Here is a 14,859-nt window from a genome sequence, read left to right as displayed (position 1 = left end):
GGCCGGACGGCGGAACGGCCCGACGGCCGCGGGGCAGGGAGCGGCGACGGGGGCCTACGGGCCCTCGTCGTAGGTCCCTGCCTCGATCTCCAGGGCGAGCTCCTGGAGCACCCCGATCGAGGAGATGTCCGTCCGCCCGCTGTCGTGCACCATCGCGAGGCTGGTGAACGCCAGGCTGAAGCCCGAGACCATGGTGTGCAGGGCCGGCCCGAGCGCCTCCGCCACCAGGGCGGCCACCTGCTGCGGGGACGCGTCGGCCGGCACCCTGATCGACGGCAGCATCTCGTTCAGGAGCAGAGTGGCCACACCGGCCGTCGGCGGCGACCCGGCGCCTCCTTCCCCGATCCCCCCGATTCCCCCGGCCTCGCCGTTCTCGCCGTTCTCGTCGCTCTCCCCCGCCTCGGCGGCCCGGCGGATGTCCTGGGCGTCGGTGAGGATGGCGATCACTCGCTTGAGTACCTCGGCGCGTTCCATCTGCGGAGCGTAGCCCCGAGCCCCGGGCCGGCGCCGGAGTTCGCCCCCGCCAGGCCCCGCTCCGCCCCCGCCTCACGGGCCGTCAGCTCGGATCGGGGGCGGACGTGTAACTGCGCCCGCACCGGGCAGGCGCGCCGTGACGACACGGATCGATCGAGGGAGCTGTTCCGCTCATGTCTGAGAACGTCTGGGCCTATCGCGTCACCGTTGACCGCATCACGGACGTGGACCTGTACGGCTACAAGGTGGAGGCGGCCGACGGCAGCATCGGAAAGGTCGACAAGCACTCCGACGAGGTGGGATCGGCCTATCTGGTGGTGGACACCGGCCCGTGGATCTTCGGCAAGGAGGTCCTCCTCCCCGCGGGCACCGTCACCGGGATCGACGTGGAGGAGAAGCGGATCCGCGTCGGGCTGACCAAGGAACAGGTCAAGGACGCACCGGCGTTCATCCGGGACGAGCACCTGGAGAGCACTGACTACCGGCAGCTGCTGGGCGGTTACTACGGCATCATCCCGCCGCGCTGGCTGTGATCCACGGCCGGGAGGCACACCGGTCACGGAGGCGCCGGCCCGTACGCGCGGCCCGGCGCCCCCGGCGCCCCCGGTGCGGCACGCTTCTGAAGTGGTCCGGAAGTGGTCCGGGACCGGACCCGGCACATACTGGGCATATGGCAAGGGCGACGACGGTCCAGCGGATCAGGCGGCACGCCGGCGAGGCGGTCTTCCTGCGCGTCGCCGGGCCGGACGGGCCCCGGAACAGGGCACGGATCCACACGACCCCCGGACCCCGGTGGTTCGCACCGGAACGGCCGGTGCGGCGGGTCCACGGGGACGCGTCGATGTTCGTCGGCGGGCTGGCCGCCCTGCTGCTCCAATCCCTGCACCCCCTCGCGATGGCCGCCGTGGCAGCGCACTCGGGGTACCGGGGCGACCCGTGGGGGCGGCTGCACCGCACCAGCACCTTCCTGGCCGTCACCACCTTCGGTACGAGCTCCGATGCCGAGGCAGCGGTGGCCCGCGTACGGGAGGTGCACGCGCGCATCCGGGGTCGAACGGCCGACGGCATCCCGTACCGGGCCGACGATCCGGAACTGCTGACCTGGGTGCACATCGCCGAAGCGGACTGCTTCCTGCGGGCCCACCAGCGGTACGGCAGGAACCCGTTGGATCCCGCGGGCTGCGACGCGTACCTCGCCGACACGGCCCGTGTGGCCCGCGCGCTGGGCGCGGACCGGCCGCCGGAGAGCCAGCACGAGCTGGCTCTGCGGATGGCGCGGTACCGGCCCGACCTGAGGCCGACGGCGGCCTCCCGGGACACCGCCCGGTTCCTGCTGACCGATCCCCCGCTGCCGGGGGCCGCCCGGTTGCCGTACGCCCTGCTGGCGGCGGCGGCCGTGGACCTGCTGCCACCCTGGGCGAAGTCGGCCGTGGCGGCCGAACTGCCCGCGGCCGCCCGGATGCCGCCCCTCGCCGCTCGCGCGGGCGGCCGGGCCGTGACCCGCGCCATCCGCTGGGCGCTACAGCCGGCTCCCCCGCCCGCCCCGCCCGCCCCGCCCGGCTGGGGGCGGACCTCTCAGTACTCCTCGTCCGGGTAGCCCCAACGGACCTCCGGCTCGGCTCCCGCCGCCACTGCGGCGACCGTCGCCGCGAAGGCCCCCTCGAAGTGCGGTTGCCACAGGTAGAAGCGGGAGATGCCGAGCGGAAAGTCGGAGTCCCCGGAGACGAAGTGCGCGCCGGCGTCGTCCACCGCCACGCCGATGGTGACCTGGTTCGCTATGTCCTCCTCGTACATCAGCTCTTGCAGGGCGCGGACGATCGCCCAGGCCTGCGACTCGTCGGCGACCCGGGTGACGGTGAAAGCAAGATCGATGTTCACTGACATGCCGGAAGAATAGGCGGGGCCACTGACACCGGAATCGTCCCGGCTACGGGCGGGTGGCGGTCACGAGGTAGTAGTCCAGGATCCGCTGTTCCCAGGCGGCCAGGAAGTTCCGTGGCCAAGTCCCCGGCGCCCAGAGGCGGGACAGCCAGCGGTCCCAGCCGGGCCAGACCTGCGGGCCGATCGAGGAGACCCGCACGTCGGCGAAGCCTGCTTCGCCGAGGGCATCAGCGAGCCGGTTCACCGGTCGCGCGATGTCCAGGCCGCTGGCGAACGAGTCGAGCAACCCCGCGAGCCGCTCCGCGGGCTCCCGCGCTCCCTCCACGGTGAAGAAGCTGGTGACCGCCACCCGGCCGCCCGGGCGCAGCACTCTCGCCGCCTCCCGAGCGAACGCGCTCAGGTCCGAGAAGTGCTGGGCCGCCTCCACGCTGTAGAGGCAATCGAACTCCGCGTCGCCGAGCGGCAGGTCCTCCGCGGCCCCGAGCACGAAGCCGATCCGGTGCGGCCGTGCCGCGAGGAGCGGGGAGTTGGCTTCACGGGCTCGCTGGAGCTGCTGGGGGTGGATGTCCACCCCGGTAACGGCTGTGGGCCCGTACTCCTCCAGCGTGAGGGCACACCCGAGGCCGAGCCCGCAGCCGACCTCGACGGCCCGGCCGCCTTCAGGGGCCACCGCATCCAGTACGTGCCGGTAGAGGTCCTGCTCGCTGCGGATCCGGTCGCCCTGCGACAGGGACCGCCCGAGATCGACGGCCTTCCAGTAGCCGAAGTTGATAAACCCTCCGGCGAAGACCGGAACGGCACTGAGATCGGCCGGCCCGTACGTCTCCCACACCTCGGGCCGTACGACCGGGGACGGCTGCTCCGGGGACGGCTGCTCCTTGGGGCCATCCAACAACACCATCCGACCACCTCCTCGTGACGGGGCGTCGTGCCCCGCGGCCCCCAGTGTGGCGGGCGAGCCCCGGTCGCGACAGTGGACCTCGGGCCGCCACGGATCATTCGCTGTTTACCGAAATCATGGGGCATCCTGGACGTATGAACGAGACCCATCCCGGATCGACGTCCGCGGGCTCAGCGGCCCCCGCGGCCCTGCTGGCCGCCTTCGCCGCCGCCCTGGCCGACGAGACGCGGGCCGCGATCTGCATGACGCTGCTGGAGGGGCGCGCCTGGACCGCGGGCGAGTTGGCCCGGATCACCGCGGTGGCACCCTCCACCATCAGCGGCCACCTGACCCGGCTGCTCGACGCGGGCATCTGCGTGACCGAGCGGCAGGGCCGCCACAGCTACGCGCGCATCGCCGACGGCGCGACCGCCCGCCTGCTCGACGAGCTCGCCTCGCACGCCATTCCGGACCGGGACGCGGCGCACGCCGTGCCCGTGGTGGCCGCGCCGGACCCGCTGGCCCGCGCCCGGACCTGCTACGACCACTTCGCCGGGCGGCTCGGCATGGCGGTGACCGACGCGATGGAGCGGCACGGGCTGCTGCGCACGCAGGACGTGTTCGAACTGACGGAGGCCGGCCGGGCATGGTGCGCCGAAGCGGGCATCAGTCTGGCCGGTGAGGGACGCAGGCCGCTGGCGAGTTCCTGCCTGGACTGGACGGAGCGGCGCCGCCACCTGGGCGGCCTCGCCGGGGCGCGGCTGTGCGCGCGGGCCTCGCAGGAGGATTGGGTGGTCCGCCCGGCGGGCGGCGGCCGGGCGTTGGAGGTGACCGATGCTGGGGAGCGGGCCTTCAGCGATCTACTGGGACTCACACCGGAGGCGTGGAGCTGATCCCCACCTCCCCATAGGAGCGGGCATCAATTCGGTCGACACCGAAATGTTGCGGTCGTAGGGTGGGCTCATGACGTTCCGCTCGAGCTCGATCCCGCCCGGCGCCCTCACGGTCGGCGCCGTCACCTTCACGGTGTTCGCCTGGGCCTCCGCCTTCGTCTCCATCCGCAGTGCGGGGGCCGCGTACTCGCCCGGCGCCCTGGCGCTCGGCCGACTGCTGGCCGCCTCGCTGGTGCTCGTGGTGCTGCTCCTGATCAGCCGCCAGGGCCTACCGCCGCGCGAGGCCTGGCGCGGGATCTTGGTGTCGGGCGTGGTGTGGTTCTGTGGTTACACGATCGCCTTGAACTGGGGCGAACGCCTGGTCGACGCGGGCACGGCATCGCTGCTCGTGAACACCGGGCCCATCCTCATGGCGCTCCTCGCGGCCCGCATCCTCGGTGAGGCGCTGCCCCCGCGGCTCCTGGTGGGCATGGCCGTCTCCTTCGCCGGAGCCGTGGTCGTGGGCCTGTCCATGTCGTCCGGGGACGGCGGCTCCACCTCGCTGCTCGGGGTCGTGCTCTGCCTCCTCGCGGCAGTGGCCTATGCCTCCGGCGTCATCGCCCAGAAGCCCGCGCTCTCCTCCGGTACTCCCCTACAGGTCACCACCTTCGCCTGCCTGACGGGAACCGTCGCCTGCCTGCCCTTCACGGGCCGACTGCTCGCGGAGGTGCCCGGGGCGCCGGTGTCCGCGACCTTGAACATGGTCTATCTGGGTGTGGTGCCCACCGCCCTCGCCTTCACCACGTGGACCTACGCCCTCGCCCGCATGCCCGCCGGCAAGCTGGGGGCGACCACGTACGCCGTCCCCGCCATCGTCGTGTTGCTGAGCTGGGCCCTCCTGGGTGAGGTACCGGCCTGGCTGACCCTCCTCGGCGGAGTCCTCTGCCTGGCCGGCGTAGCCGTCTCCCGGTACGCGCCGCGCGCCCCGCGGACTCCCGTCGAGGACAGCCCGCTCGGTGCGGGTCGGACCTGACCGCCCCCGTCTCCTGCTCCCCTTCCCTCGAAAGGAACCCCTTGATGCGGATCCTCACGGTCGGCGCCGGCGCCGTCGGCGGGTTCTTCGGCGCCCGGCTCGCCACGGCGGGCCAGGACGTCTCCTTCCTGGTCCGACCGGGTCGGGCGAAGGCCCTGGAAGCCCGCGGCCTGCGCGTGGCGGGACAGGGTGAGGAACTCCACCTCGCGCCGAAGCTGGTGACGGCCGGCGCCGTGGGCGGACCGTACGATCTCGTCCTGCTCTCGGTGAAGGCGACCGCCCTGCACACGGCCCTGGCGGACATCGAACCCGCCGTGGGCCCGGACACCGCCGTCGTCCCCCTGCTCAACGGGGTCGCCCACCTCCAGGTGCTCGTCGCGCGCCTGGGGGCCACGGCGGTCCTGGGCGGCGTCGCGAAGGTGGTCACCACCTTGAACGACGACGGCGACATCCTCCGTATGGCTCCGCCCGCGGTCATCCTGACCGGCGAACTCGACGCGCGCCCGTCGGCCCGGGTGGACGCGATCCGCGACGCACTGGCCGAGGCCGGCATCGACTCGCCGGCCACCGAGGACATCGTCGCGGCCATGTGGCACAAGTGGGTCTTCATCTCCACGCTCGTCGCCCTGACCTGCCTGATGCGCGGCACGGTCGGAGAGGTGAACGCCGTTCCGGGCGGCGCGGACCTGGCCGCGGCACTGGTCTCCGAAACCGCGGCGGTGGCGGAGGCCGCGGGCCACCCGGTGACCGGGGCGGAGCTCGCCTTCACCATGTCGACCGTCACGAGCCCCGGCTCCCCGCTCACCCCGTCCCTGTACCGCGACCTCGTCGCCGGGGCGCCGACGGAGGCCGACCACGTCCTGACCGACCTCACCCTCCGCGCCCGCGCGCTGGGCGTGGCCACTCCCCTGCTGGACCTCGCCGCCCTCCAGCTGCGCGTCCACGAACACCGCCTCGCCGCAGGACGCCCTTGACGCCCTTGAGGCCCTCGCGGCCCTGTCCGTCCGCGGTCACCCGGATGCCGCGCCCATGGGGCATCCGGGCCGCCGGGCCCTTTGACTGGGAGGTCCGGAGGTCCGGAACACCCGTGGAGGCATGGTGGCGACGGTCGCGTGGATGCGTGGTGCGGCAGGTGCGGTGGCGCTGTCGGTGGTGGCGCTCGGCGCCGCAGGCTGTTCGGACGGTGACGGCAACCCGGCCGGCGCCGTGTCGAGCGCCGCGTCGGCGGTGAAGTCCGCCGGCGAGGCGGTCTCGTCGGCCGCCGCCGAGGCCTCGAAGGCCGCCGAATCGGCGGCTGCCGTCGCGAAGGGCAAGCTCGGCGAGGTGAAGGACGGGGTCGACGCGAAGGACGAGGTTTCCTTGGGTGCGGTGACCACCGACGGCGACGGGTACGCGACGGCCCCCGTGACGGCACGGAACACCGACGACGCGACGAAGTCCTTCGCCGTGCAGGTCGAGTTCAAGGACGAGAGCGGCAATCTCGTCGACACCGTGGTCGTGACGATCACGGACGTCGCCGGGAAGGGCACGGGGCAGGGAACGGCCCGCAGTACGCACAAACTGTCCGGCACGGTCAAGGCCGAGACCGGTACGGCCCTGCGCTACTGAGCCCGGTCCGCCCCCGGCAGCGCACCGGAGCAGCCGTTGTAGTCGTCTCCCCTCGTCCTCGCCCTCGCCGTTGTCGCCGACGGCGCCCCGGGTGCGGTATATGTCCTCCGGGGGTGACCTGATGCCGGCGGAGGGAGTGGGTCGCGTGGAACGGACCACCTGCTGTGTGGTGGGAGGAGGGCCCGCCGGGATGGTGCTGGCCCTGTTGCTGGCCCGGGCCGGGGTGGAGGTGACCGTGCTCGAGAAGCACGGCGACTTCCTGCGCGACTTCCGCGGCGACACCGTGCACCCGTCCACCCTGTCGCTGCTGGACGACATCGGCCTGGCGGAACGCTTCGCCCGGCTGCCGCAGCGACGGGTCAGCACGGTGCAGTTGCCCATCGGGCCGGACCGGTCCCTCGTCACGGTCGGGGACATCGGGGCGCTGCGGGGGAAGTACAACTACATCGCGATGGTGCCGCAGTGGGACCTGCTCGACCTGCTCGCCGAGGAAGCGGGCCGGGAGCCCTCCTTCCACTTGCGCATGAACACCGAGGCGACCTCCTTCCTGATCGAGCGCGGAAGGGTCATGGGCGTGCGGTACCGGACCTCGGACGGCGGCACCGGCGAGCTCAGGGCCTCGCTGACCGTGGCCTGCGACGGCCGCGGTTCGCTGGCCAGAGCCCTGCCCGAGCTGGGGCTGGAGGACTTTCCGTGCCCCATGGACGCCTGGTGGTTCCGGGTGCCGCGCCACGAGGAGGACCCCAGCGGGCTGGTCGGCGGCCTCGGGGACAGGCTGTTCGTCGCCCTCATCGACCGCGGCGACTACTGGCAGTGTGCGGCGCTCATCCCCAAGGGGTCCGACGCCGGGCGCCGCGCCGAGGGCCTGGCGTCGTTCATGGCGCAGTTCACGGAGGCCGTCCCCTGGCTTGCCGACCGGGCCCGTGCCGTCACTTCCTGGGACGAGGTCAAGCTGCTCGACGTACGGCTCGACCGGCTGCGCCGCTGGCACCGCCCAGGGCTGTTGTGCATCGGCGATGCCGCCCATGCCATGTCGCCGGTGTTCGGCATCGGGATCAACCTCGCCGTGCAGGACGCGGTGGCTGCTGCACGCCACCTCGTGGGCCCGTTGCGCGGGGGCTCGGTGGGGCTGCGGGACGTACGCCGCGTGCAGTGGCGGCGGTTGCCCACCACCATCGCGACCCAGGGGCTCCAGCGCCTCGCGCACGCGAAGGTCATCGGGCCGCTGCTGGCGGGCCGTGCGGCGTTCGGAGATCCCCGGCGGGCGAAGCGGCTGACCGAGCTCCTCACCGACTCGCGCCGGCTGAACCGGCTGCCGGCCTACTTCCTCGCCTACGGAGCCCTGCGCGAGCGGCCCCCGGGGGAATCACTCCGCTGACCTCGTCCCGGTCGGCCCCGACCCGTCTCGGCCCGAGCTCGCCGGAGACCGAAAAGCGACGTACCAGGAGGTTCAGGCGGATAACCTCGCTCTTCACAGCGAGGACGACACGCTCCGGGAGGCCCCATGAGTGAGCAGCAGCCGACCCTTCTGCCCTACGCCGACCCCGCCTTCGTCGCGGATCCGTTCCCCTTGTACCGGCAACTGCGCGAGGACGGCCCCGTGCGCCGCGTCATCGTCGCGGGCGGACTGGACGCCTGGCTCGTCACCCGCTACGAGGACGGTCTCGCGGCCCTGTCCGACTCCCGCCTCAGCAGCGACGTCCGCGATGCCTCGGACAGCCGGATCCTGCGGCAACTGCCCGATACGGAACGCGATTCGATGCTGAGCAACATGCTCCGCAGCGACCCGCCCGACCACACCCGCCTGCGCCACCTGGTGTCCAAGGCGTTCACCGCCCGCCGCGTCGCTCAGATGCGGCCACGCATCCAGGCCATCACCGACGGCCTGCTGGACGCGGTCGTCCCGGCCGGTCGCGCCGACCTGGTGGCGGACTTCGCGCTGCCGCTCCCGGTCACGGTGATCAGCGAGCTCCTCGGGATTCCGGTGGACGACCGCCACGACTTCCAGCACTGGGCCGACCGGATGCTCAGGCGGGGCGCGGAGCCGCCCGATCCTGCCGTGGTGAACGAGGCGTGGCAGCACATGCGCGCCTACCTGACGGGGCTCGTCCACGCCAAACGGGCGCAACCCGGCGACGACCTGCTCAGCGGCCTCATCACCGCCCGCGATGCGCAGCAGCGGCTGAGCGAGGCCGAGTTGATCGCCATGGTGTTCCTGCTGCTCGTCGCCGGTTACATCACCACGGTCAACCTGATCGGCACGGGCATCGCCACGCTACTGGCGCACCCGGACCAGCTCGAGCTGCTGCGCCGCGACCCCGGACTGTTGCCGGGCGCGATCGAGGAGTTCCTCCGCTACGACGGCCCGGTCAGCCCCGGCATCGCGCGGTTCGCGCGCGAGGACGTCGAGATCGCCGGGGTGGCCGTCCCGCGCGGCGCGACCGTCCTGATCGGCTCGGCCGTCGCCGACCGCGACCCGGAGCGGTTCCCCGATCCCGACCGCCTCGACATCACCCGGCAGGACAACGCCCACCTCGCGTTCGGGCATGGCATCCACTACTGCCTCGGGGCTCCGCTGGCCCGGCTGGAGGGTCAGATCGCCATCGGAACGGTCCTGCGCAGGCTCTCCGGGCTGGCCCTCGATGCGGACGCCGACGGGATCCGCCGGCGCCCCGGCGGGCTGCGCGGACCCGAGAGCCTGCCGGTGACCTTCACCCCGGGCGGCTGAGGCCTGCGCCCCCCGGCCGGTTCAACCGCCGTCCTCGGAGAAGTGCTGGTAGTCCGGAGGGCTCCAGCGGCCGCCCCAGTACCAGCCGATCTCCCGGAAGGCCCGGGCCACGACCCCGTCGGGGGTGATCGTCCCGGGGCCGGCGCGGCCGCGGTCGAGATGGGTGCGGCCGCTCGGGGGATGGCACGTGCCCCGGACGTCGACGTAGGGGTTCTCGACCGGGTTGATGTCGATGGCGTCGCCCCAGGAGTGCCGGGACCTGCGGCTCGGGTCTCCGGTGACCTGCCGGCAGTTGAAGGCGGAGGTGTTGTCGTCGGCCATCGCTGCGGCGTCGCTGCCGCCGTACTCGGCCATCACCCGCATCCGGCGGATCGGGAAGCGGGCGGCGAAGGCCTTCCCGAAGGCCCGCAACACGGGGGCGACCACGTCCTCGTGGACCACGAGTTCGCCCCGGTGCACCGTACCGTCGAAGCCCCAGTGGTTCATCCGGACGAGCCGCAGCCGCTCCGGTGGCACGGGGCAACCGGGGTGGTGGGTGGCGGCCAGCTTCTCCGGGGGGACGGTGGTGACGTGCGCGGACAGCGTCTTCACCACGGGCTGGCGCGCGGCCTGGAAGCGCGCCTCGGGCATTGCCCCTGTGCAAGACAAAGCCGTCGCGCACAGAGTGCCGGTCAGGGCCACGCAGGCGAGGCGATGGCTCACCGTTCCACCGTAGGTCGGCCCGGCCCTCCGGGCATGCCGGAGGGGACGGCCCCGGGGTCCGCGGGCGGACGGGGACGGGCCCGGGCGGCGAGGACGGCGACGTCGTCCTGCGCGTGCTGGGCGTCGAGGCCCTGCACGACGGCGTCCACCACCGCGTTGGCTCCCGCCCCCACCGGAGGCCGCACTCCCACCAGCCGGGCCAGCGAGACGTCGATGTCCTCGCCCCGCCGCTCCACCAGCCCGTCGGTGAACATCAGCAGGGTCTCCTGGGGTGTGATCGCGCGCGTGACGGCTTCGTAGCCGCCGATGCCGGTGCCCAGCGGCGGGCCGACCGGGACGTCGACCAGCGAGGCCGAGCCGTCCGCCCCGAAGACCGCCGGCGGCAGGTGGCCGGCACTGGCGAACATCGCCACACCGCGCGCGGGATCGACGCGCACGAGCAGGCAGGTCGCCGGCCTGCGGGCCGCGTCGCCGGCGGCCAGGACGTCGAGCTGGCGCAGGACGCGGTGCGGGGCGAGGTCCGTCGACGCCACGTCGCGCAGGGTGGAGCGGTACGCGTTCATGTCCACGGCCGCATCGAGCCCGTGGCCCATCACGTCGCCGACGACGAGCAGGGTACGGCCGTAGTGGAGGCGGATCGTCTCGAACCAGTCGCCTCCCACCAGCGCCCGGGAACCGGCCGGCAGATAACGGCTGGCCACCTCCAGGTTGGGGTGCGGGCGACCCGGTTCCGACACCAGCGCCCGCTGGAGGTGCGAGACGGTGTCCTCGGTGGCGGCCAACTGCCGCGCGTGCCCCAGGTGCACCGCCGCCAGCCGGGCCGCGAAGTGGACGGTCGCCGCCTCGTGGTCGCCGAACCCCGCCCGGGCCCGTACGGCGGTCAGCATTCCGTGAACCCGTTCCCGGTCCGGCAGCGGGACGGAGAGGACGTGGACCGGAACGCCGTCGGCGACCGTCGCCCACTCGGAGAGCGGGTGTCCGCCGTCCGACGCCCGTACCGAGGGCGGTGCGTCGATGTTCGCCGTCAACAGCCCGACGGCTCCCGCAGTCGCCGCGCGGTGGGAACCACCGTCCTGCGCCAGGAGGTCCACGGCGACCGCGTCGCAGACGTTCCGGGACAGGAAACCGGCCAGTTCCTGGCAGGTGATCACCGCATCGAGGGTCGTACCGATCTGTCCGACGGCGGCTTCGGCCGCCCGGACACGTGCCCACAACCCCTCGGGCCCACCCGCGGACCGGGCCCGCTTCCCGCCACGCTCCGGCAACGGACCTCCTCGCCACGGACCGCCGAAGCAGCCATTCCAGCAGGAGTACCGGTCACAGGCGCGCACGCCGCGCCCCGCGGGCCCCCGAGCTCACGGGGCGGGGTAGTTCGACTCCGCGGGCCGCCCGCTCCGCAGGGACGAGGCGTGGCGCACCGGGCTCCTCGAACATGTTCCCGAGGCAGCCAACTTGCTTACCCCGCACGGCCGATGGACCTCGGCGCCGATGCCCGCCGGCCGGGCCCGAGGGCGTATCGTGCCCGCATGCCCGCTGATCTGATCCGCATCGTCTCCCGCGATTCGCCGATGGCCCTCGCCCAGGTGGAGCGCGTCCGCGCCGAGCTCGCCGCACTCCACCCGGGGGTCAGGACCACCGTCCTGCCGGTGAAGACCACCGGCGACAAGTGGATGGGAGACCTCTCACAGGTCGAGGGGAAGGGCGCGTTCACCAAGGAGGTCGATGCCGCGATCCTCGCCGGTGAGGCCGACCTCGCCGTGCACTGCGTCAAGGACGTCCCGGCCGACCGTCCGCTGCCCGCCGGAACCGTCTTCGCCGCGTTCCTGGAACGCGACGACATCCGCGACGCCCTGATCCACCCGCAGGGGCTCACCCTCGACCGGCTCCCGCCCGGCACCCGCATCGGGACCTCCTCCGTGCGCCGGGTGGCCCAACTCGCCGCCGCGTACCCGCACGTGGAATGCGTGCCGATGCGCGGGAACGCCAACAGGCGCCTGGAGAAGCTCGCCGCCGGTGAGGCGGACGCGCTCCTCCTGGCCGTCGCCGGCCTCCACCGCATCGGCCGCGCGGACGCCATCACGGAGATCATTGCGGTGGACACCCTGATGCCACCGATCGGCGCCGGCGTCCTCGCACTGCAGTGCCGGCAGGACGACGCCGAGCTCATCGACACCGTCAGCGCCCTCGGCCACCCGGACACACACCGCGAGACGGTCGCCGAGCGGATGCTCCTCCATGTCCTCCAGGGCCACTGCAACAGCCCGATCGCGGGGTACGCGCGGGCGGAACGCGGAGGGGACCTCTCCCTGCGCGCCTGCGTGTTCTCGCCGGACGGCAAGGAGGTGCTGAACGCGCACGAGTGGGCGGGCCGCCTCGACCCGGCCACCCTCGGCACGTCCGTCGCCGTCGCTCTCCTCCGACAGGGTGCCCGAGAACTGATCGACAGCATCGCGCACTGACCCCACCCCCGTGCGGGTCGGTGCGTCCGGACGAACCCGGCGCGGGCCGACGGCCGGGCCCGGCCCGCGTCAGTGACACGCACTGCCCAGACCCCCGTCCGGGGCAGTGCGTTCGCCGGGGCACCCGGCCGGCGGGCCGGCCGTCCGCAACCCCGCGAGAACGATCACCACGCTATGGCCGCGCAAACGGCCCGGCCCAGGGCAGCTCACGCCAGCCAGGGGACCGTCCGCGCCACGGCGGTACTCCACAGGTCGAGTTGAGGACGTCCGGGGAGCCCGCGCCGGAAGGCCGCGGCCCGGTGGCCCGGTACCTGACGTGACCGGGTCCGGACGGCGCGCTGTCCGCTCGCCTGCGGGGCGGGATCGCCGGCCGGCCCTACCGTAGGCGGCATGGCCCCTGACGAGACGCCCCCGGCCGGGTCCCCCGGCGGTGCCAGCCCCGGCGCGGACGACGAGCAGGTCTTCCGTCGCGATCCGCACTTCGCCGCCGCGCGGCTGAAGGAGCGCCTGTACGCGACCATCGTCATGATCTCGGTGGTGATCGGGCTCGCGGGCTCGGATCACATCGGCGCCGCCGGAGCCGCCGCGACCGTTGTGACCGCCGCGGTGGGTCTCTGGCTGGCCGCGCTCGTCGCGGACCAGCAGGCCCACCGCGTCGTCCACGGCCGTCTGGCGACCGGTCACGAGCTGCGCCGCATGCTGTCCGTCAGTAGCCCTCTGCTGCTGTCCGCCGCGGGACCGCTGGTCCTGATCGGTGCGGCAGCGCTCGGGCTGATGGCGGTGGACACCGCCCTGCTGGTGTCGGTCGGGGTGAGCATCGCCGGACTGTTCACCTGGGGGTGGTACGGCGGCATCCGCATGGGTGGCGGCACGGGCCTGGCCCTGCTGGCCGGCGCCCTGGACGCGGCCATCGGCACCGCGGTCGCCCTGGTCAAGGCCGCCGCAGGCCACTGATCACCGCCATCGGGGCCGCTTGGCGGTCCCGCGCTGCCGCGGGGACGCGAGAATCCCGGAGCCGCCGTAGCGTGGAAGCATCAGAGGCACTCCGCGGTGAGGGGCGATGCGCCATGACCTGGGCTTCGTGGACGACGACAGGAGTCTTCGCCGGACGGGGCGGAGTACGCACCGACGAGGCGGGAGTCCTCACGGGCGACCTGACCGTGCACACCACCTGGTCGGACCCGGAGGCCCATGTGGCGGTGCAGTACAGCGGCGGATCGGACTGGTTCACCGTGACCGGCAGTCCGGTGCGCTGCGAGTCCGAGGAGTTCAGCCGCCTCCTGCATCAGACCGTGGTGGACGCCGTGCGCGCCGACGGGGCCGCCACGGTCCCTCAGGACCTGCCGGAGGAGGCCCGCCGGGTCCCGCGCGCGCCGGCCCCCTGATCGCCCCCGCCGCGGCGGGGCTGCCGTCACCGGCCGCCGGGGGCGGGCCGGTCACTTCGCCTGGGCGAGCCGGACCGCGTCGGCACCGGCCGGGAAGCGCAGCTGGCCGGTCGTGTCGTGGACGGCCCGCCACACGGTCTCGGCGACGTCGCTCTCCCTGGTGTAGAGGTCCTGGCCCATGAACTCCTCCATGGCCCGCTTCGCGAAGGCCGCGTAGGGCTCCGGCACCAGTTCGACCGGCGACTCGCCGTTCGTCGCCCTGCGCCCGAAGTTCGTCGTCAGGCAGGCGCCCGGCTCGACCGTCTTGGCCCGTACGCCGAAGGGCGCGAGTTCGAGTGCGAGGGACGCGGTGAACCCTTCTACGGCCATCTTGCTGGCCTTGTAGACGGCCGAGAGCGGCATGTGGCCCAGCACCACGCTGGAGGTCACGTTGACGACCACGCCGGATCCGCGTTCGCGGAACCGGGGCAGTACGGCCTGTGTCATCGCCATCACGCCGAACGTGTTGGTCTCGAAGACCTCCCGCACCCGGGCCATGGGGGTGTCCTCGAACACTCCGATCGAGGGCACGCCAGCGTTGTTGACCAGGACGTCGACGGGCCCCGCCGCTGCCAGGGCGGCACTGATGCTCGCGGCGTCGGTCACGTCGAGCTCGACGACGCGGAGCCGGTCCGAGTCGGGCAGGACGCCCGCACGCGGCGTCCGCATGGTCGCGATGACGTTCCACCCCTGCTCGTGGAAGTAGCGGGCGGTTTCCCGGCCGTAGCCGGAGGAGGTGCCGGTGATCAGAACGGTCTTCATGGTGTGCCCCTCGGGATGGGTCGAGATTCGTGGACA

At 73.1% G+C, this 14,859-nt stretch carries 17 protein-coding genes; 11 read left to right on the top strand and 6 right to left on the bottom strand.

The window, feature by feature from the left end; all coding sequences use genetic code 11:
• Positions 1–54: 54 nt before the first annotated feature.
• Positions 55–474 (bottom strand): hypothetical protein, encoded by a 420-nt coding sequence (locus OG207_RS41230; RefSeq protein ID WP_329106487.1) that lies wholly within the window; start codon positions 472–474, stop codon positions 55–57.
• A gap of 173 nt (positions 475–647) precedes the next feature.
• On the opposite strand from OG207_RS41230, the gene OG207_RS41225 reads away from it, so the two are divergent.
• Both OG207_RS41225 and OG207_RS41220 read left to right on the top strand, forming a co-directional pair.
• The gene (locus tag OG207_RS41225; RefSeq protein ID WP_329106486.1) at positions 648–1,007 is read left to right on the top strand and encodes a PRC-barrel domain-containing protein; all 360 of its coding nucleotides are present in this window, start codon (positions 648–650) and stop codon (positions 1,005–1,007) included.
• Between the two features lie 137 nt (positions 1,008–1,144).
• Positions 1,145–2,071 (top strand): oxygenase MpaB family protein, encoded by a 927-nt coding sequence (locus OG207_RS41220; RefSeq protein WP_329106484.1) that lies wholly within the window; start codon positions 1,145–1,147, stop codon positions 2,069–2,071.
• Here OG207_RS41220 and OG207_RS41215 read toward each other — a convergent pair.
• Positions 2,050–2,358, bottom strand: coding sequence for a hypothetical protein (locus OG207_RS41215; protein ID WP_329106482.1), 309 nt, complete (start codon positions 2,356–2,358; stop codon positions 2,050–2,052). The genes OG207_RS41220 and OG207_RS41215 overlap by 22 nt on opposite strands.
• A 43-nt stretch (positions 2,359–2,401) precedes the next feature.
• Positions 2,402–3,256, bottom strand: a complete 855-nt coding sequence (locus OG207_RS41210; RefSeq protein WP_329106480.1) for a class I SAM-dependent methyltransferase — start codon at positions 3,254–3,256, stop codon at positions 2,402–2,404.
• A gap of 134 nt (positions 3,257–3,390) precedes the next feature.
• Between OG207_RS41210 and OG207_RS41205 the strand changes: the two genes are divergently transcribed.
• The 6 genes from OG207_RS41205 (at position 3,391) to OG207_RS41180 (ending at position 9,476) form a co-directional block, all read left to right on the top strand.
• Positions 3,391–4,128: an ArsR/SmtB family transcription factor gene (locus OG207_RS41205; RefSeq protein ID WP_329106478.1), complete on the top strand. Its 738-nt coding sequence runs from the start codon at positions 3,391–3,393 to the stop codon at positions 4,126–4,128.
• 70 nt (positions 4,129–4,198) lie between these two features.
• Positions 4,199–5,140, top strand: a complete 942-nt coding sequence (locus OG207_RS41200) for a DMT family transporter (protein WP_329106476.1) — start codon at positions 4,199–4,201, stop codon at positions 5,138–5,140.
• Positions 5,141–5,184: 44 nt separating this feature from the next.
• Positions 5,185–6,114, top strand: a complete 930-nt coding sequence (locus OG207_RS41195; protein ID WP_329106474.1) for a 2-dehydropantoate 2-reductase — start codon at positions 5,185–5,187, stop codon at positions 6,112–6,114.
• A 121-nt stretch (positions 6,115–6,235) separates the two neighbouring features.
• Positions 6,236–6,748, top strand: a complete 513-nt coding sequence (locus OG207_RS41190; RefSeq protein ID WP_329106472.1) for a hypothetical protein — start codon at positions 6,236–6,238, stop codon at positions 6,746–6,748.
• 145 nt (positions 6,749–6,893) lie between these two features.
• Positions 6,894–8,126, top strand: coding sequence for an FAD-dependent oxidoreductase (locus OG207_RS41185; RefSeq protein WP_329106470.1), 1,233 nt, complete (start codon positions 6,894–6,896; stop codon positions 8,124–8,126).
• A 126-nt stretch (positions 8,127–8,252) separates the two neighbouring features.
• Positions 8,253–9,476, top strand: a complete 1,224-nt coding sequence (locus tag OG207_RS41180; RefSeq protein WP_329106468.1) for a cytochrome P450 family protein — start codon at positions 8,253–8,255, stop codon at positions 9,474–9,476.
• A 21-nt stretch (positions 9,477–9,497) separates the two neighbouring features.
• On the opposite strand, the gene OG207_RS41175 is transcribed toward OG207_RS41180, so the two are convergent.
• Positions 9,498–10,106, bottom strand: coding sequence for a M15 family metallopeptidase (locus tag OG207_RS41175; RefSeq protein WP_329106466.1), 609 nt, complete (start codon positions 10,104–10,106; stop codon positions 9,498–9,500).
• 68 nt (positions 10,107–10,174) lie between these two features.
• Positions 10,175–11,443 carry a PP2C family protein-serine/threonine phosphatase gene (locus tag OG207_RS41170; RefSeq protein ID WP_329106465.1) on the bottom strand — a complete coding sequence of 423 codons (1,269 nt, stop codon included), beginning with the start codon at positions 11,441–11,443 and terminating at the stop codon, positions 10,175–10,177.
• 261 nt (positions 11,444–11,704) lie between these two features.
• Between OG207_RS41170 and hemC the strand changes: the two genes are divergently transcribed.
• The 3 genes from hemC (at position 11,705) to OG207_RS41155 (ending at position 14,022) form a co-directional block, all read left to right on the top strand.
• Complete coding sequence (gene hemC, locus OG207_RS41165) at positions 11,705–12,637, top strand: hydroxymethylbilane synthase (RefSeq protein WP_329106463.1); 933 nt, start codon at positions 11,705–11,707, stop codon at positions 12,635–12,637.
• A 390-nt stretch (positions 12,638–13,027) separates the two neighbouring features.
• Positions 13,028–13,591, top strand: coding sequence for a hypothetical protein (locus OG207_RS41160; RefSeq protein ID WP_329106460.1), 564 nt, complete (start codon positions 13,028–13,030; stop codon positions 13,589–13,591).
• Between the two features lie 113 nt (positions 13,592–13,704).
• Complete coding sequence (locus OG207_RS41155) at positions 13,705–14,022, top strand: hypothetical protein (protein ID WP_327387663.1); 318 nt, start codon at positions 13,705–13,707, stop codon at positions 14,020–14,022.
• 51 nt (positions 14,023–14,073) lie between these two features.
• Here the strand turns inward: OG207_RS41155 and OG207_RS41150 are convergent, their stop codons facing one another.
• A complete protein-coding gene (locus OG207_RS41150) occupies positions 14,074–14,823 on the bottom strand; it encodes an SDR family oxidoreductase (protein WP_329106457.1) in 750 nt (249 codons plus the stop codon).
• Positions 14,824–14,859: the final 36 nt, after the last annotated feature.

This window comes from Streptomyces sp. NBC_01439, assembly GCF_036227605.1.
In the GTDB taxonomy this organism is placed as follows: domain Bacteria; phylum Actinomycetota; class Actinomycetes; order Streptomycetales; family Streptomycetaceae; genus Streptomyces.
The sequence above is the reverse complement of the archived record's forward strand: the minus strand, read 5'-3'. Positions and strand labels throughout refer to the sequence as shown.